Origin of the sequence: Paracoccus xiamenensis (assembly GCF_011308835.1) — a bacterium.
Lineage (GTDB): Bacteria > Pseudomonadota > Alphaproteobacteria > Rhodobacterales > Rhodobacteraceae > Paracoccus > Paracoccus xiamenensis.
Genome location: NZ_JAAOHY010000010.1, coordinates 49,992 through 66,986, shown reverse-complemented (window position 1 = coordinate 66,986; position 16,995 = coordinate 49,992). Strand labels below are relative to the sequence as shown.

Genomic DNA, 16,995 nt, shown 5'->3' with positions numbered 1-16,995 from the left:
CCTAGAATTGCGCCGGTGACGGCAGCCCGACCGCGACATTCTGCGCGCCCGGGATCGGCCCGAGGATCAGCATGACCGCATTCAGCCGGCTGGACAATTGCATCGCACTTCCCAGCGCCAATGCAGGCTCCACATTCTCCACCCCGTCGGGATAAAGCTGCAAGTCGATCACGCCATCCGCATCCGTCGCAACCATCACCGAATTGAGCAGCGTGGCGACCGCACCGGTTTCCATGGCCAAGCGCGCGGTCAGCGTCTTTGGATCGGTTGGATAACCCAGTCGGTCCAGCGCGGCGCGCTGTTCGTCCGCGAGCGCGAACTCTTCGCCGTTTTCCGTCATCTGACCAAAAATCTGCGCGGCATTGCCATAGTTCTGCTGCGCGCGGACCAGCGTGGACACCAGTTCTTGCACGATCTCCGGTCCGAAGCTCGTCAACTCTGGGTTGGACATATCTGCGTTGAAACGGGCAAGCCGGGCATGGCCTGCATTGGCGCCATAGGTGGCGTTTTGCAGGGCAGCGCTTTCCTGCGACTGCCTGTTTCCGATGATGAACCCGATCGCGGCCTCGACAGCGCCGCGCGTGGCGTCGTTCTGCGCGACAGCCGCCGCGACCAGACCCAGCAACATCACGGCCGCGGCAGGAACACGCAAATTACGTTTCAACTGCATATCATCTGGTCTCCTGCTTCATCCGGCAGACAGATTTCACTCAATTGCGGATAGTTCTGCCGCGCCACCCCGGCGTAATAGGGATCTTGAATCTCGCACAGTTGCGCCTTCCAGCTGGAACAAAGCCGGCCGCTGAATTTCGCCCAGAAATCGGGGGCGATGCTCTCTCCAATCGCCAGCTCCTGCCCCAATAACAGCTGTTCCTGATAGATCATGCTCAGCGTATCGGGTTGCGTCATCGCGGTTTCGGACGTTGCAGAGAGATCCCTGAACGTCTGAAGCAGCTCCATTTGGTAATCATGGGCCGTCTGGACCTGCATTGCCTTGGTTTGCGCCTCGAATGCCTGCCGGCTTTGATCCAGCGCCTGCTGCGAGGTCACTGCGGCGTCGGTCGCGACCTGCAACTGCCCGTTCGAGACCCCAAGCGCCACCAACCCGATCACGGTCCCGAGCAGGCCCACGAGAACCGGTAATACTTTCAGCCATAAGGGATCCGGTGCGGGGATCTTGTCGCCCAACACCGCAAGCGCGGCATCACGCTGGTCAGCCCGATGAGCCACATTCTCCATCCGGGCGATTTCGGCCAAGGCGACCGGGTCGACATTGCCCCCGACCTCTGACAGCCGCTTGCGGGCAACCCAGTCACGAATGACATCCTCGGCGATCCCGGTCTGGGTCGCGGCATCTGCAATGGGAACAAACGTCATTTCAGCCCCGTCAATCAGATGCGCCGATCCTAGCAGAGAATCGAACAATCCCAAAGGAATGGCCGTCCTGCCCAGCCCTTTCGCCGCCCTAAACCGCTGAAGCGCCCGATTGTATACCTGACCGCCTTCCAACTTGCGTGTTTTGAAGGGGGATGCGACAAGCACCTGATGCAGATCCGCCTGAAAGCCCTGTCCGTCCACCTGCTGACCGCCACCGGCGCAGTCTTTTCCATGCTGGCCATGCTGGCGGCTGCCGATGGCATGTGGTCGCTGATGTTTTTCTGGCTGATCGTGGCGCTTGTCGTCGACGGCGTCGATGGCCCGCTGGCGCGCCGCTACAAAGTCAAGGAAAACTGGCCGCTGTATGACGGCGTGCTGATGGACCTGATCATCGACTTCCTGACCTATGTCTTCATCCCCGCCTTTGCGCTGTTCAAATCGGGGCTGCTGCCGGGCTGGACGGGCTGGTTCGCGATCATCGCGATCACCTATGGCTCGATCCTATATTTTTCGGACGCGCGGATGAAGACGCGTGACAACTCCTTTGCCGGCTTTCCGGCCTGCTGGAACATGTTGGTGCTGGTGCTGTTCGCGCTGAAACCGAATTTCTGGCTGATCCTGCTGATCGTGACCATCCTGACCGTGGCCATGTTCACCAATGTCAAGTTCATCCACCCGGTCCGGACCGAGCGCTGGCGCGCCATTTCGCTGCCGATGGCCGCTGCCTGGGTGGCCTTTGCAAGCTGGGCGATCCTAGTTGACTTCCACCCGGCCAGCTGGGCGAATTGGGGCCTTGTCATCACCAGCCTGTGGCTGATGTGCGCGGGCGCCCTGCAGCAACTGACCGAGCGGCGCTAGCCCCCGCCGCCTGCGGGTCAGCGCGGTTTGGCCTTGATTGCGTGCAATATCCTCCCATTATGGCCAGCAGCTTTGACCTTTGGGGGGAACAATGTTCCACGATTGGAAGTCGACCGTTGCCGCATTCGCCTTGATGGCCTCGCCCGCACTTGCCGCGCAGGACACGATCACGCTGGGCATGGTGCTGGAGCCGCCAAGCCTTGACCCGACCGGCAACGCCGCCGCCGCCATCGACGAAATCGTCTATGCCAATGTCTTCGAAGGGCTGACCAAGTTCGGCCCTGACGGTGCGATCCTGCCCGCGCTGGCGGCCAGCTGGGATGTGGAAAACGACGGCAAGACCTATGTCTTCCACCTGCACGAGGGCGTCAAATTCCACGACGGCGCCGATTTCACCGCCGAAGACGCCGTCTTCTCGCTGGATCGGGCGCGGGCGGCGGATTCGACCAACCCGCAAAAGACCCTGTTCGAGAATATCGACACGGTCGAGGCCGTGGATCCCAAGACCGTGCGGGTCACCCTGAAAGCACCTGACGGCATGTTCCCCTTCAAGATGGCATGGGGCGATGCGGTGATGCTGGACGAGGCCAGCGTCGCCAACGAAGCAACCCAGCCCGTCGGCACCGGCCCGTTCAAGTTCGGCGAATGGCGGCAGGGGGATTCCATCCGGCTGGACGCGTTCGACGGCTATTGGGGCGACAAGCCCGCGCTGAAGACCGCCACCTTCCGCTTCATTGGCGACCCAACGGCTGCCTTTGCCGCGATGATGGCCGGCGATGTCGACGCCTTCCCGATCTATCCCGCGCCCGAAACGCTGGCCCAGCTTGGCGCTGATCCGCGCTTCAAGGTCATCGTCGGCACGACCGAGGGCGAGACGATCCTGACCATGAACAAGGCTGTGCCGCCGCTGGATAACGTCAAGGTCCGCGAGGCGATCGCCCATGCCATCAACCGGCAGGAACTGATCGACGGCGCGATGTTCGGCTATGGCACCCCCATCGGCACCCATTTCGCCCCGCACCACCCCGACTATACCGACCTGACCGAGAAATCGGCCTATGACCCGGAAAAGGCCAAGGCCCTGCTGACCGAGGCTGGGGTCGAAAACCTGAAGCTGCGTCTGGCCCTGCCCCCAACGCCCTACGCGCGCCGCGGTGGCGAATTGCTGGCCGCCCAGCTGCGCGCTGTGGGGATCCAGACCGAAGCAACCAACATGGAATGGGCGCAATGGCTGGAAACGGTTTATAAGGGCAAGGATTACGACCTGACCATCATCAGCCATGTCGAGCCGATGGATATCGGGATCTACACGCGCGATGATTACTACTTCAACTACAACAATCAGGCGCTCAAGGACCTGCTGGCCGAGGCGAACAGCACGACCGACGACGCCCGCCGGTCCGAGCTGCTGAAGCAGGCCCAGACCCTCATCGCCGATGATTTCGCCAATGCCTATCTGTTCCAGCTGGCCAAGACCGGCGTGGCCAATGCCAAGATTGAAGGCCTGTGGGAAAACGCGCCCACCCCGGCGAACGACCTGTCAAAGGTGCATTGGACCGAGTGATCGGGGCCAGCAGCAACAAGGGGGGCGTCGCGTTGCGGCGCCCCTCGCCTTTGGTCGCCATCAGCGCGCGACGGGCATTTGTCACCGTCCGGGCTCGAATGCCCGCCCCGTGTCTCTATTTCAGATCAGTTCTTCAGCACGATGCAGTTCACGCCGACGGTGCGCGCGCGTTGACAGAACTTGTTCGCCTCGCCGCGTGAATTCCAGCCGACCTGCGCGGTATAGACCCGCCGTGCACCCTGCCGAAGCGAGCGGCGCACATAGGTGACGTTCTTGCCGCCCAGCAGCGGACGCAGCGCCCGGTTCAGCCGCGTCACCTGCCCCTGCGCGCCCCCACGCGTCGGGTGCGAGGCCAGGATCACGCCCCAGGGCAGCACGGGGTCGCGCGGCTCGGTGCTGAAATCGCGCAGTTTGCGATTGCCCGCCATCTCGACGCAGGCGTCAATGAACGGCTTGTCGCCGTCCAGCCGCAGATCGACCTCCTCGGGCTTGGGTGGGTCCTCGCGCCATTTCCAGGCGTTGAAGCCGGTGATCGCCTGGACATAATCCTGAGTTTCATAGGGCAGCGTCCCGCCCGAGCGCATGAAGCCATCGGCCCGCCCCTCGCCGCCGTTATAGGCGACAGCGGCAAGCCCGATCGAGCCATAAAACCGCGACAGCCGCGACAGATAGGCGGCAGAGACCTGGATCGCCTCGGCCGGGTTGAAAGGGTCGTGCAGGCCGACAATACGGGCGGTGCCGGGCATGAACTGCGCAATGCCTTCCGCCCCGACGGGCGAAATCGCGCCCGGTTCGAACAGGCTTTCCTTCCACAGCAACCGGGCGAAAAAGCCCTTGTCCAACCCCTCGCGCGAGGCGGCGCGTTCGATGCTGCGACAGACATCGGCGACATAGGTCGCGACGCTGATGCAATGCAGCCCGTCGGCGGTGCAGCGGCGGTCCTTCACTTCGGCGACTGGCGGCAGGCCATAGATCGCGTCCACCGCCGGGCGTGCGCCCGCTGCGTTCGCCGCCAGCAGAATTGCCGTGATTGTCGTTACCAGACGGCGCATGACCCGAACCCGCGCTTGCTTACCCCCTGTCGGATTAGCAAATCGGCGCAGCTTGTAAAACCGCGCCGCAGCGGAATTTCGGACGATCCGGGCCGGAATGCCTCAGCTCAGATCAGCCGCGGCCTTGCGTGCCTGCCGCACCGTCTTGCGGGCTTTGCGCTGCGCCTTGCGGGCCTTTTCCTCGGCCTTCTTCAGCGCCTTGGCCGACTTCTTGTTGCCCAGTTTGTCCGCCTGCCGGGCCGCTTTCCTTGCCTTGCCCTCTGCCTTTTCGGCCTTGGCGGTGCGACGGGCGGCCTTCTCTGTCAGATCCTTTACCAGCGCGGCGGCCGAGGGCGTCACAGCCACCGGATCAGGCGTGGCTTCTGCGGCCGGCACGGACGCAGACTTGGGCTTTTCCTTCGCCGTGACGGCCGGCTTTTGCTGGGATGCAGGCGCGGCCTTCGCAACCGGCGCCGTGTCCGCAGCCGGGGTGTCGATGACCGGGGCGTCCACGGCCGGGGTCTCGGTAACCGCCTCCGAAGCGGCCCGCTTCGGCTGTGCCACCTTGCGCGGGCCACTGCCGCGGCGGTCGGTCGGCTGGGCTGCGGCCTTGGCGCGCGCGCCCCGCGCGGCAGCATTGCTGCGGGTCGCAGGCTTGCGAACGCCGCCCGGCTTTTTCGCGGCAGCGCCGAGGGGCGCGGGGTCGGCTGATTTCACGGCCTCCGGCACCGATGCATCGGCCTTGGCCGCCTGCGCCGCGTCAACGGCCTTGCCGGCGGTCTTCGCCGCGTTGGCCAGCCGGCGCTTGTGTTCAATTGTCGCCCGGCGCAGGGCAGCAGTCAGCAGCTTTTCCTTCTGCACCGTGCCAGCATTGCCGCTGGCGGGCTGAACACCGGCGGGATCGGCCTTGCCACGCGCCTCTCGCGCCTGGCGGTTGCCCCGACCGCGCGCCTTGTCGCGCGCTGACCGCAGCCGCGAAATCAGCCCCGCCAGCGCGGCGTCACTGAGCGCGCCAAGCTGGGGTTGACGCGATTGGGTGGCCAGTTCCAGTTCCTCACCAGAAAGGGCGCGACGTTCTTCGGCAGAAAAATTCGGCATGACGATCCTCGGCAGCTGTCATAGATTTGATAGCCGAACCAGCATAACAAAGAAAGTTCCGCTTGCAGGCGGGACCCGCAAGAAAAAGCCCCGATCCAGCCGGATCGGGGCAATTCCTCATAACTTGGCTGAGGTCGATCAGCCCTGCACGGCACTTTCAACCGGGCTTACACCGGGCGCCATTTCCGAAGTCGTGGCCGGGGTCTGATTGGCCGGCAGCGCATAACCTTCGGGCGATTCCACCACCGGGCCTTCATAGCGCACGCTTTCCGAGCGGGTGCGAACATGGACCGGGGTGCCGTTCGGCACGCGGTCGAACATGTCAATGATGTCCTGGTTGAACATGCGGATACAGCCGGCCGAGGTCGCCTTGCCGATCGACGAGGGATCCAGCGTCCCGTGGATGCGGTAATAGGTATCGCGGCCACCCTGATAGAGATACAGCGCGCGCGAGCCCAGCGGGTTGTCCGGGCCCCCCTTCATGCCGCCCTTCAGCGAGCCGTAAAGTTCAGGCTGGCTGTTGACCATGTTCTGGGTCGGGGTCCAGCTGGGCCAGGCCGCCTTGCGGGCGATGGTGCCATTGCCGGCAAAGTTCTTGCCCGCCGCGCCCACGGCCACGCCGTAACGTTCGGCCATACCGCCCGCTTGAACGTAATACAGCAGGCGCGCATAGGGGTCGACAACGATGCTGCCGGCGCTTTCGGGGCCGTTATAGGGCACCGTCGTGCGCATCGTGCGCTCGTTCAGATAGGCGGTCTTCACGGCCTTGATCTCAATCGGCTCGCCATTCGGGCCGCTATCGGTGCGGGCCTCGTAATAGGTCGGTACGAATTTCGAGGGGGCGGTGGCGACAGGCGTAGTGGGGGCGCAGGCCGCAAGCCCGAGAACCACCGCAAGCGCGACGGGGAGAATGCGCATTCTGACTTCCTTCCATGGCGCCCCGGGGCAGACCGGCGGCGCGTAACAACCAGTGGGGCGGGTCGAAACCGCCCTGCATACTATCGGGCTATCGCCCTGACATGCAGGGAAAAGCAAGCGCCCGGCCCAGAAGTTCCCGCAGTTTTGAACGAAATGCAGCCTTCCCGCACCAGTCGTGACGGATTTGCCGCAGTTATTTCCGGTTGGCGGCCTTCCGCGCCGGCGCAGCAGGCAGCATCGGCCCAAGATAACGCCCGGTATGGCTTTCAGCGACCTGCGCCACATCCTCGGGCGTGCCCTCGGCCACGATCCTGCCGCCGCCATCGCCGCCTTCGGGGCCGATGTCGATGATCCAGTCAGCGGTCTTGATGACATCGAGGTTATGTTCGATCACCACCACCGTATTGCCCTGATCGACCAGGTGATGCAGCACCTCCAGCAGCTTGCGCACGTCTTCGAAATGCAGGCCGGTCGTTGGTTCATCAAGGATATACAGGGTCTTTCCGGTCGAAGCCCGCGCCAGCTCCTTGGCCAGCTTCACCCGCTGCGCCTCGCCGCCCGAAAGCGTCGTCGCCTGCTGGCCGACCTTCACATAGCCAAGCCCGACCTGCATCAGCGCATCCATCTTGCGCCGGATCGAGGGCACGGCCTTGAAGAACTCCTGCGCTTCTTCGATCGTCATATCCAGCACATCGGCGATGGATTTGCCCTTGAACAGCACCTCCAGCGTTTCACGGTTATAGCGCTTGCCCTTGCAGGTCTCGCATTGGACATAGACGTCGGGCAGGAAATGCATCTCGATCTTGATCAGCCCGTCGCCCTGACAAGCCTCGCACCGGCCGCCCTTCACATTGAAGCTGAACCTGCCGGGCTTATAGCCGCGGGCCTTCGATTCGGGCAGGTTGGCGAACCAGTCGCGGATATGGTCGTAAGCGCCTGTATAGGTCGCCGGGTTTGACCGCGGCGTGCGCCCGATGGGCCGCTGGTCGATGTCGATCACCTTGTCGAGGTTTTCCAGCCCCTTGATCGTCTCGCACGGCGCGGGCGCCTGACGCGCGCCGTTCAGCCGCTGGGATGCGGTCTTGAACAGGGTTTCGATCGTCAGCGTCGACTTGCCGCCGCCCGATACGCCGGTCACGCAGACAAAGCGGCCAAGCGGAAATTCCGCCGTGACATCGTGCAGGTTGTTGCCCGTCGCGCCGACCACGGTCACCGATTTGCCGGTGCCCTTGCGCCGTACTGCCGGCACCGCGATTTCACGCAGACCCGAAAGATACTGCCCGGTCAGGCTGGCGGTGTTGGCGGCAATTTCGGCAGGCGTGCCCTTGGCAACAACGGTGCCGCCGTGAACGCCCGCGCCCGGCCCCATGTCGAAGACATAATCGGCATGGCGGATCGCGTCCTCGTCATGTTCGACGACCAGCACCGAGTTGCCCTGATCGCGTAGCCCCTTCAACGTTTGCAGCAGCCGGTCATTGTCACGCTGGTGCAGCCCGATCGAGGGTTCGTCCAGCACATAAAGCACCCCGGTCAGCCCCGATCCGATCTGACTGGCCAGCCGGATCCGCTGGCTTTCCCCGCCCGACAGCGTGCCCGCCGCCCGCGACATGGTCAGGTAATCAAGGCCGACATTGACCAGAAAGCCCAGCCTTTCGCGGATTTCCTTCAGGATGGCGACGGCGATTTCGTTGTTCTGCTTCGACAGGTGTTCGGGCGCGTCCTTGACCCAGGCAAGCGCCTCGTGGATGGATTTTTCGACCACCTGCCCGATATGGGTGCCGGCAATCTTGACCGACAGCGCCTCGGGGCGCAGGCGATAGCCTTCGCAGGCGCCGCAGGGGCGGTTGTTCTGATAACGCTCCATCTCCTCGCGGACCCAGTTACTGTCGCTTTCGCGCAACCGGCGCTGCATATTGGGGATGACACCTTCGAACTGGCGGGTGACCTCATAGACGCGGCCGGCATCGTCGAAGCGGAACTTGATCTCGTCCTTGCCCGAACCATAGAGGAACAGCTTTTTCACGCTGTCGGGCAGATCGCGCCACGCGGTTTTCTTGTCAAAGCCGTAATGCTTCGCCAGCGCATTGATGGTCTGGGTCAGATAGGCCGATTTTGATTTCGCCCAGGGCGCAATGGCCCCGCCCGCGACCGAAAGCGCCTGATCGGGTACGACGAGATGTTCGTCAAAGAACAGCTCCATCCCCAGCCCGTCGCAGACCGGGCAGGCCCCCATCGGCGCGTTGAAGGAAAACAGCCGCGGCTCGATCTCTGGCAGGGTAAAGCCGGAAACCGGGCAGGCGAATTTTTCGGAGAATGTGATGCGCTCAGGCTCGCCCTCTGACGGCGCGGTTTCCAGAACGGCGATGCCGTCCGCCAGATCCAGCGCCGTGCGCAGCGAATCGGCCAGCCGCGTTTCCATCCCCGGCGCAGTCACCAGACGGTCGACCACCACGTCGATGTCATGGCGGAATTTCTTGTCGAGTTCGGGGGGCGCCTCAAGCTCATGGAACTCGCCATCGACCTTGACGCGTTGGAAGCCCTGCTTGCGAAGCTCCAGAAACTCCTTCTTGTACTCGCCCTTGCGGTCGCGAACGATGGGGGCCAGCAGATAGCCGCGCGTGCCTTCGGGCATGGCCATGATGCGGTCGACCATGTCCTGCACCTGCTGCGCCTCGATCGGCAGGCCGGTCGCGGGGCTGTAGGGGGTGCCGACACGAGCGAACAGGAGGCGCAGGTAGTCGTAGATTTCGGTGACCGTGCCCACGGTCGAACGCGGGTTCTTGCTGGTCGTCTTCTGTTCGATGCTGATCGCGGGGCTGAGACCGCTGATATGGTCCACATCGGGCTTGCCGGCCATGTCGAGGAACTGCCGCGCATAGGCCGACAGGCTTTCGACATAGCGCCGCTGCCCTTCGGCATAGATCGTATCGAAGGCAAGACTGGACTTGCCCGAACCCGACAGGCCGGTGATCACCACAAGCTGATCGCGCGGGATATCCATATCCACGCCCTTCAGATTGTGCTCGCGCGCGCCGCGCACTTCGATGAACTTCTGTTCCATGGACCTGTCCCTAAGACGCAAGCGCATCAGATAATCATTGCAACGGAATGCACAAGTCGCCAGAACATTAACAGAACAAATGGAGGAGTGAAATGGCTGTTCAACACTATTCCGGTTCCTGCCAATGCGGTGCCATCGCGTTCGAGGTCGACGCCGATCTCGATCAGGTTAATGCCTGCAACTGCTCGCGCTGCAGACGGCTGGGCTGGGTGCTGACTTTCGTGCCGGATACCGCCGTCACGATGGTCAAGGATGGGCCGACAACTGAATATCTGTTCAACAAGCAGCAGATCTCGCACCGGTTTTGCCCGACCTGCGGGATTGAGCCCTATGCGCGGGGCGAACGGAACGGGCAGAAGCTGTATGCGATCAACGTCAACTGTCTGGACGGCGTGGATGCGCGCAGCCTGACGCCGAATATGAATGACGGCGCCAGCTATTAGGTCTGCAGCGACTGCCGAAATGAAAAACGCCCCGAGGATCTCGGGGCGTTAACTGATGCGCTGCGGCGATCAGAAGTGGATCGCGCGGCCGTAGGCCGACAGCACCGATTCGTGCATCATTTCCGACAGGGTCGGATGCGCGAATACCGTTTCCATCAGTTCGGCCTCGGTGGTTTCCAGCGTGCGACCGACCACATAGCCCTGGATCAGTTCGGTCACCTCGGCGCCGACCATATGGGCGCCCAGAAGCTCGCCGGTCTTGGCGTCGAAGATCGTCTTTACCAGCCCCTCCGGTTCGCCAAGCGCGATGGCCTTGCCGTTGCCGATGAAGGGGAAGCGGCCGACCTTGATGTCATGGCCCGCGGCCTTGGCCTTTTCCTCGGTCAGGCCGACAGATGCGACCTGCGGGTTGCAATAGGTGCAGCCGGGGATCGAGTTCGGCTTGATCGGATGCGGATGCCCGCCAGCGATCAGTTCCGCCACCATAACCCCTTCATGGCTGGCCTTATGCGCCAGCCAGGGCGCGCCCGCGACGTCACCAATGGCATAAAGCCCTTCGACCCCGGTGCGGCAGAATTCGTCCGTCACGACATGGGTGCGGTCGATCTTCACGCCCAGTTTTTCCAGGCCCAGATCCTCGACATTCCCGACGATGCCCACGGCCGAGATCACGGTGTCGAATTCCTGCGTCTCGGTCTTGCCGCCGGACTCGATCGTGGCAATGACCTTGTCGGCCTTGCGGTCCAGCGATTTGACCGTCGATTTTTCCAGGATCTTCATCCCCTGCTTGACGAATTGCTTCTTCGCCAGCGCCGAGATTTCCGCATCCTCGACCGGCAGCACCCGGTCCATCACCTCGACCACCGTCGTGTCGGCGCCAAGCGTGTTGAAGAAGCTGGCAAATTCGATGCCGATGGCGCCGGAGCCGATGACCAGCAGCTTCTTCGGCTCATGCGGGGGCTTCAGCGCGTGCTTATAGCTCCAGACGCGCTTGCCGTCGGCTTCCAGCCCCGGCAGGTCGCGGGCGCGGGCGCCGGTGGCAAGGATGATCGACTTGGCGGTCAGTTCCTCGGTTCCCTTGTCGGTTTTGACGGTGACCTTGCCCGGCGCCGGGATCGTGGCCGCGCCCATGAGCACGGTGACTTTGTTCTTCTTCAGCAGGTGACCGACGCCACCCGAAAGCTGCTTGGCAACGCCGCGCGAACGCTCGACCACCTTGTCGAGGTCATAGCCCGCCTTCTCGACCGACAGGCCGAATTCCTTGGCCCGGTGCATCAGGTGGAACACCTCGGCAGAGCGCAGCAGCGCCTTGGTCGGGATACAGCCCCAGTTCAGGCAGATACCGCCCAGATGCTCGCGTTCGACGCAGGCGACTTTCAGGCCAAGCTGCGCCGCGCGGATCGCCGCGACATAGCCGCCGGGGCCGGCACCGATAACAATCACGTCGAAATTCTGCGCCATGTGAAGCTCCTCGGCAAAGATAGTTGAGCGTTAAATCATTTACCCAGCGTCAGCAAGCGACACTCGGCCAGCCACCAATGCGCCATAACCGCCGGCATCCAGGAACGCGCGTTCTTGCGGGGTCGTTTCGCGTCCCAACGCGTCGTTACGCCAGGGGAAGCGGCCAAAGCGGCGGATCACCTCGCGGTGCAGATGGGCGTGGCGAACATTGTCGCCGGGCATGCGTTCTTCAAACATGGAAACGGCGCGGTTCTGGTCGCCCATCTCCTCGGAATGCATGAACGGGGTATAAAAGAACTGCCGCGCCGGCTCGGGCGTGGCCATGTCGAGCCCGGTCTTGATCGCATTGGTGGCGATCCGCCGCGCCAGCTTGTCGGTGGCGAAACTGCGGGCGTTGTCGCGGAACATGTTGCGGGGGAACTGGTCAGTCAGGATCAGCGCCGCCAGCGCCCCTTCGGCGGTCCCGGACCAGCTGGAGGCCAGCGAATCGGCCTGCTCCCATGCGGCACCGAAACGTTCGCTGATGGTCCGGTCCAGCTCGGCGCTGCCGTTATACCATTGCTTTTCGTCGATCTCGTCCAGCCAGAATGCGTTAATCTGCTGCGGAGTCATCGCCTGCCCTCCCGTCATCCCTGTTATCGTTGCCGCAGCGACGCGGGGGGTGCAAGCGGGTATCTGTGCCTCAGCGCGGCGCGTTCGGGTTGTAATCCGTTGCGGGCAGCCCTTCGGCCGGTTCGTAATCGGCCGACGCAAGCTCGTCCTCATCAGAGTTATGGAGGGTCTCGTCCTGCGCGGCCTCAAGCGCCACCTCGACGGCAACGGTGGTGGCGGCGGGGGCAATGACGGCGAAATTGCCGGTGTCTTCAGGGGCAAGCGCTTCGCGCCGGGTCATACGCCAGGCGGTATAGGCCGCCAGCGCCGCCATAAGCACAACGATGAAGATCCAGAACCCATTCGGCCCGATCATCGCCATCATCCGCCCGACGATCAACGGGCCTCCGATCGCCCCCAGCCCGTTCAGAAACAGCAACCCTGCCGAGGCTGCGGCCATGTCATCGGCCTCCAGATGGTCGTTGGTATGCGCCAACAGCAGCGCATAGACCGGGTTGGCCACGCCGCCAGCGATGGCGGCCACCGCGATAAGCCCCCAGATGCCCGGCTGAAAGATCAGCTGAAGCAGCACCACGGCAACACCGACCAGCAGCAATTGCAGGACCAGCAGGCGGCGATCCATGCGGTCGGACAGCCAGCCGATGGGGAATTGCGCCACCAGCCCGCCCAGATAGACTGCAGCAACGATGGCAGAGATGTCGCGCACGCTCATCTGCAGGATGGTGCCCCAGACCGAGGTCATCCCCAGCAGCGCCGAAAACACGCCCCCCATTGCGAAGATGCCGATGCAGCCCAGTGGCGACACCTGATAAAGCCGCCGGATGCTCATCCGTTTCAGCGCGCCAAAGGCGGGCGCAGGCGTTGCCGCCAGCAGGATCGGGGTGAAGGCCAGCGACACCAGCACCGAGGGCAGGATGAACAGCATGAAGCCGCTGGGATCGCCGAAATTGATAAGAACCTGCGCGCTGACCAGCCCGGCCATCTGCACGATCATATAGGCCGACATCGCCTGACCACGGTTTTCATTGGTGCTTGACGCGTTCAGCCAGCTTTCGGCGGTGATGTAGACGCCGGAAAATGAAAACCCGATCAGCACCCGCAGCAACGTCCAGGCGATCCAGTTCGGCACGGCGGCATACAGGATCAGCACCGCCGAGATCAGCGAACCCAGCGCCGCGAAGACCCGCACGTGGCCCACGCTTTGGATCATCCCCGGCACCAGCCGGCTGCCCAGCAGGAAACCGGCGAAATACCCCGCCATGACCACCGCCATGCGGTCGGTAGAGATCTCCTCGATCCCGCCGCGAATCCCCAGCAGCGTGCCTTGCATCCCGTTGCCGACCAGCAACAGAAGGATACCCAGAAGAAGCGGCCAGGATGTGCGCAGAACCGAAATCATGCCGAACCTTTACGGAATCAGAAGCGAGGCGTCGCCATAGGAGAAAAACCGGTAACCCGTATCGACCGCGTGACGATAGATGTTGCGGATCCGGTCCTGCCCCATCAGCGCCGAGACCAGCATCAGCAGCGTCGACTTGGGCAGATGGAAATTCGTCATCAGCGCATCCGTCACCCGGAAGCGGTAGCCGGGATAGATGAAGATGTCGGTCGCCGCCGCGAAGGGCTGGACGCGACCATCCTTTGTCGCGGCCGATTCGATCAGCCGCAGCGCGGTGGTGCCGACCGGAATGACCCGCCCGCCTTGCGCCTTGGTGTCGTTGATCAGCGCTGCAGCCTCGGGCGTGACCTCGCCCCATTCGGCATGCATGCGGTGGGTGGTCACGTCCTCGACCTTGACCGGCAGGAAAGTACCGGCACCGACATGCAGGGTGACATGGACGAACCGCACGCCGCGCTGGCGCAGCTGCGCCAACAACTCGTCGTCGAAATGCAGGCTCGCGGTCGGCGCGGCGACAGCGCCCGAATTCTTCGCCCAGACGGTCTGGTAATCCTCGCGGTCGGCCTCGTCCGGGGCGCGCAGAGCGGCGATATAGGGTGGCAGCGGCATCGCGCCCACCTGATCCAGCGCCGCATCCAATGCCGAGCCCTCGGCGTCGAATTGCAGGACCAGCCCGGTTTCCGACATCTCGGCCACGGTCGCCGACAGCGCATCGCCAAAGCGGATCACCTCGCCCGGCTTCAGTTTGCGCAGCGGTTTCGCCAGCGCCTGCCAGCCATTTGCCTGCGGCTCCAGCAGGGTGATTTCGACCTTGGCGGTGACTTCGCCCTGCGGGGTCTGCCGCGTGCGGGTGCCCGACAGCCGCGCGGGGATCACCTTGGTGTCATTCAGCACCAGAAGGTCGCCCGGCCCCAGCAGCTGGGTCAGGTCACGAACATGGCGATCGGCAATAGTATCGCCTTCGGCCACCAGCAGCCGCGCGCTGCTGCGCGGGCGCGCGGGCCGGGTGGCGATCAGCCCGTCGGGCAGGTGAAAGTCAAAATCGGAAAGTTGCATATGAGGCTTGTGTTCTCGCAGCGTCGGCAGGTCAAGCCCTGCATCGGGCCACCGCATCTCACAATGAACGGAGGCTGCGCGCGCGCCGCCTGCCCCGGTCCCACGACGCCGTACAGGATACCGCGATGCGGCGACTTGAGCCCAAGGCCGAGGCTAGCCACAGGCAGCGGCCAAGGACTTCCGGCAATCGTTGACGCCTGCCCCAAAGGCCGCACTGTTTTCCTTTACATCGGGCGCTTACCCCCAGTTCTGCGGCAACAGCAGATGGCGGACAAATCGCACGACACATAGGTTCGCGGATGCACCCGTGACACCAACGAAAAGGGGTTCCGGCCCCACGCCAGAACCCCTTTCGCCCCCATGCGCACCCCAGTGTCACCGCGCAGGAAACGGAATGGATCTGGCCTTCTGGCCTTGCTGATGGGTTAGCCCGAATTGACGATTCGAAGCAAAGCAGAAGCGCCGAGGATTTTATTCAAACTTCGCGCGCCAGACGCAGCGCGCCATCAAGAGGCGTACCAAGCGGCTCGCGCAGCTCCCAACGGTCGCGCAGCAGGCCCGAGTAAACCGGCCCGAGACCGCCGGTAAAGACCACTGGTAGCGGCGTCCGAGGTTGCAGCGCCGCAATTGACTGCGCGACGGCCTGCGCCGCCTCGGCCAGCAGATGCTGAGCGGCGGGATCCTGCGGATCGGATTGGATTTGCCGCGCCTCGGCCGCGAAATCGGCAGCTGCGGCAGAGCGCGCAAAACTCACGATCCCGCTTCGTCCGCCATGCCGGGCGATGGTGGCGTGGGTCAGCGGCGTTTCCGCAGCCAGCCCGTCCGAGGCCCGCAGAACATGCGCCAGAAAGCGGCGGCCAAGCCAGTTCCCCGAGCCCTCATCGCCCAGAATCGGACCCCAGCCGCCAATGGTCACCACCTCGCCCGCCGTTTGGCGGATGAAGACCGAGCCGGTCCCCATCGCGGCAACGATGCCGTCCTGCGCACCCAACGCGCCAGCCGCAGCAGTGACAGCATCCTGCACCACCCGCACCCGCCCGAAAGGCAGGCGCTGCGGCAGCCATTCCGCCGCGCCCGAGGTATTCACACCCGCCAGTCCCAAGACCGCCGTCACCTGCGCGGGATCATGTCCCGCCAGCGCCGCCAATGCGCAGGCGGTCACCTGCGAAACCGCGCCTTCGGGGTCGGACATGACATTCGCGGGGCCACCCTCGGCCCGGCCCATCACGCGGCCCTCGGCATCGGTCAGGATCGCGCGGCAGCCCGTCCCGCCCCCGTCAAGGCCGAGAAACAGGCTCAACCCAGTTCCGGGTAGAACTTGTTCGTGGGCGACAGCGTGAAGATCTCTGCCCCGGACGCGGTCACGCCGATGGAATGTTCGAACTGCGCCGACAGCGATTTGTCGCGAGTCACCGCCGTCCAGTCATCGGCCAGCGTCTTTGTTTCCGGACGGCCCAGATTGATCATCGGCTCGATGGTGAAGAACATGCCTTCCTCGATCACCGGGCCTTTGCCGGGGCGGCCGAAATGCAGCACATTCGGCGGCGCATGGAAGACCCGGCCCAGCCCGTGGCCACAGAAATCGCGCACCACGGACATCCGCTGACCCTCGGCATATTCCTGAATCGCCCAGCCGATATCGCCGAAAGTGGCGCCGGGGCGCACGGCCTCGATCCCCTTCATCAACGCGTCATGGGTGACCTGGATTAGCCGGCGTGCCTTCACCGAAGGCGTCCCCGCCACATACATGCGCGAGCTGTCGCCATACCAACCATCAACGATTACGGTGACGTCGACATTCAGGATATCGCCATCCTTCAGCACCTTCTCGCCCGGGATGCCGTGACAGACGACGTGATTCACGCTGATACAGCTGGCATGCTGATAGCCGCGATAGCCGATGGTGGCCGAGGTCGCGCCGGCTTCTTCGACCCGATTGCGGATGAAGTCGTCGATGGCGCCAGTGGTCGCGCCCGGCTGGACCAACGCGCCGACCTCATCGAGGATCTGTGCTGCCAGCGCGCCGGCCTTGTGCATGCCCGCAAAATCGCCGGGCTGGTGGATGCGGATACCTTCCCGCGTCAGAGAACCGTCATTCATGGCTGAACCTTTCGTTG

Annotated in this window: 15 protein-coding genes; 3 read left to right on the top strand and 12 right to left on the bottom strand. The window is 63.7% G+C overall.

Annotated features, from left to right (window positions below):
- Position 1: 1 nt before the first annotated feature.
- Positions 2–664: a hypothetical protein gene (locus tag G7044_RS16400; protein WP_166330837.1), complete on the bottom strand. Its 663-nt coding sequence runs from the start codon at positions 662–664 to the stop codon at positions 2–4.
- The gene (locus G7044_RS16395; protein ID WP_166330835.1) at positions 661–1,578 is read right to left on the bottom strand and encodes a hypothetical protein; all 918 of its coding nucleotides are present in this window, start codon (positions 1,576–1,578) and stop codon (positions 661–663) included. The genes G7044_RS16400 and G7044_RS16395 overlap by 4 nt, the downstream gene beginning before the upstream one ends.
- Here G7044_RS16395 and G7044_RS16390 point away from each other — a divergent pair.
- Together G7044_RS16390 and G7044_RS16385 are read left to right on the top strand one after the other, a co-directional pair.
- Entirely contained in the window at positions 1,546–2,235 is a 690-nt protein-coding gene (locus G7044_RS16390) for a CDP-alcohol phosphatidyltransferase family protein (protein ID WP_166330833.1), read from the top strand. The genes G7044_RS16395 and G7044_RS16390 overlap by 33 nt on opposite strands.
- Positions 2,236–2,326: 91 nt before the next feature.
- On the top strand, positions 2,327–3,799 hold the full coding sequence (locus tag G7044_RS16385; RefSeq protein ID WP_166330831.1) for an ABC transporter substrate-binding protein: 1,473 nt from the start codon (positions 2,327–2,329) through the stop codon (positions 3,797–3,799).
- Between the two features lie 125 nt (positions 3,800–3,924).
- Here G7044_RS16385 and G7044_RS16380 read toward each other — a convergent pair whose 3' ends face one another.
- The 4 genes from G7044_RS16380 to uvrA form a co-directional block, all read right to left on the bottom strand.
- Positions 3,925–4,851 (bottom strand): lytic transglycosylase domain-containing protein, encoded by a 927-nt coding sequence (locus G7044_RS16380; protein WP_166330829.1) that lies wholly within the window; start codon positions 4,849–4,851, stop codon positions 3,925–3,927.
- Positions 4,852–4,953: 102 nt separating this feature from the next.
- Positions 4,954–5,928, bottom strand: a complete 975-nt coding sequence (locus tag G7044_RS16375; RefSeq protein WP_166330827.1) for a hypothetical protein — start codon at positions 5,926–5,928, stop codon at positions 4,954–4,956.
- Between the two features lie 138 nt (positions 5,929–6,066).
- A complete protein-coding gene (locus tag G7044_RS16370; RefSeq protein ID WP_166330825.1) occupies positions 6,067–6,846 on the bottom strand; it encodes a L,D-transpeptidase in 780 nt (259 codons plus the stop codon).
- A 193-nt stretch (positions 6,847–7,039) separates the two neighbouring features.
- Complete coding sequence (gene uvrA, locus G7044_RS16365; protein ID WP_166330823.1) at positions 7,040–9,907, bottom strand: excinuclease ABC subunit UvrA; 2,868 nt, start codon at positions 9,905–9,907, stop codon at positions 7,040–7,042.
- A gap of 92 nt (positions 9,908–9,999) precedes the next feature.
- Between uvrA and G7044_RS16360 the strand changes: the two genes are divergently transcribed.
- The gene (locus G7044_RS16360) at positions 10,000–10,350 is read left to right on the top strand and encodes a GFA family protein (protein ID WP_166330821.1); all 351 of its coding nucleotides are present in this window, start codon (positions 10,000–10,002) and stop codon (positions 10,348–10,350) included.
- Positions 10,351–10,419: 69 nt separating this feature from the next.
- On the opposite strand, the gene lpdA is transcribed toward G7044_RS16360, so the two are convergent.
- From lpdA to map, 6 genes are all read right to left on the bottom strand, one after another.
- On the bottom strand, positions 10,420–11,811 hold the full coding sequence (lpdA, locus tag G7044_RS16355) for a dihydrolipoyl dehydrogenase (RefSeq protein WP_166330819.1): 1,392 nt from the start codon (positions 11,809–11,811) through the stop codon (positions 10,420–10,422).
- A gap of 39 nt (positions 11,812–11,850) precedes the next feature.
- Positions 11,851–12,423, bottom strand: a complete 573-nt coding sequence (locus tag G7044_RS16350; RefSeq protein ID WP_235931362.1) for a DUF924 family protein — start codon at positions 12,421–12,423, stop codon at positions 11,851–11,853.
- Between the two features lie 70 nt (positions 12,424–12,493).
- Positions 12,494–13,822 (bottom strand): MFS transporter, encoded by a 1,329-nt coding sequence (locus G7044_RS16345; protein ID WP_166330815.1) that lies wholly within the window; start codon positions 13,820–13,822, stop codon positions 12,494–12,496.
- Between the two features lie 9 nt (positions 13,823–13,831).
- A complete protein-coding gene (gene queA, locus G7044_RS16340; RefSeq protein ID WP_166330813.1) occupies positions 13,832–14,878 on the bottom strand; it encodes a tRNA preQ1(34) S-adenosylmethionine ribosyltransferase-isomerase QueA in 1,047 nt (348 codons plus the stop codon).
- A gap of 475 nt (positions 14,879–15,353) precedes the next feature.
- Positions 15,354–16,178: a BadF/BadG/BcrA/BcrD ATPase family protein gene (locus G7044_RS16335; RefSeq protein WP_166330811.1), complete on the bottom strand. Its 825-nt coding sequence runs from the start codon at positions 16,176–16,178 to the stop codon at positions 15,354–15,356.
- The gene (map, locus tag G7044_RS16330) at positions 16,175–16,978 is read right to left on the bottom strand and encodes a type I methionyl aminopeptidase (RefSeq protein ID WP_166330809.1); all 804 of its coding nucleotides are present in this window, start codon (positions 16,976–16,978) and stop codon (positions 16,175–16,177) included. The genes G7044_RS16335 and map overlap by 4 nt, the downstream gene beginning before the upstream one ends.
- Positions 16,979–16,995: the final 17 nt, after the last annotated feature.

Coding starts and splice junctions, on each gene's coding strand:
- G7044_RS16345 (WP_166330815.1), bottom strand. CDS start 13,822: ATGATTTCGGTTCTGCGCACATCCTGGCCGCTTCTTCTGGGTATCCTT.
- G7044_RS16375 (WP_166330827.1), bottom strand. CDS start 5,928: ATGCCGAATTTTTCTGCCGAAGAACGTCGCGCCCTTTCTGGTGAGGAA.
- lpdA (WP_166330819.1), bottom strand. CDS start 11,811: ATGGCGCAGAATTTCGACGTGATTGTTATCGGTGCCGGCCCCGGCGGC.
- queA (WP_166330813.1), bottom strand. CDS start 14,878: ATGCAACTTTCCGATTTTGACTTTCACCTGCCCGACGGGCTGATCGCC.
- G7044_RS16360 (WP_166330821.1), top strand. CDS start 10,000: ATGGCTGTTCAACACTATTCCGGTTCCTGCCAATGCGGTGCCATCGCG.
- G7044_RS16385 (WP_166330831.1), top strand. CDS start 2,327: ATGTTCCACGATTGGAAGTCGACCGTTGCCGCATTCGCCTTGATGGCC.
- G7044_RS16370 (WP_166330825.1), bottom strand. CDS start 6,846: ATGCGCATTCTCCCCGTCGCGCTTGCGGTGGTTCTCGGGCTTGCGGCC.
- uvrA (WP_166330823.1), bottom strand. CDS start 9,907: ATGGAACAGAAGTTCATCGAAGTGCGCGGCGCGCGCGAGCACAATCTG.
- G7044_RS16350 (WP_235931362.1), bottom strand. CDS start 12,423: ATGACTCCGCAGCAGATTAACGCATTCTGGCTGGACGAGATCGACGAA.
- G7044_RS16380 (WP_166330829.1), bottom strand. CDS start 4,851: ATGCGCCGTCTGGTAACGACAATCACGGCAATTCTGCTGGCGGCGAAC.
- G7044_RS16390 (WP_166330833.1), top strand. CDS start 1,546: ATGCAGATCCGCCTGAAAGCCCTGTCCGTCCACCTGCTGACCGCCACC.
- map (WP_166330809.1), bottom strand. CDS start 16,978: ATGAATGACGGTTCTCTGACGCGGGAAGGTATCCGCATCCACCAGCCC.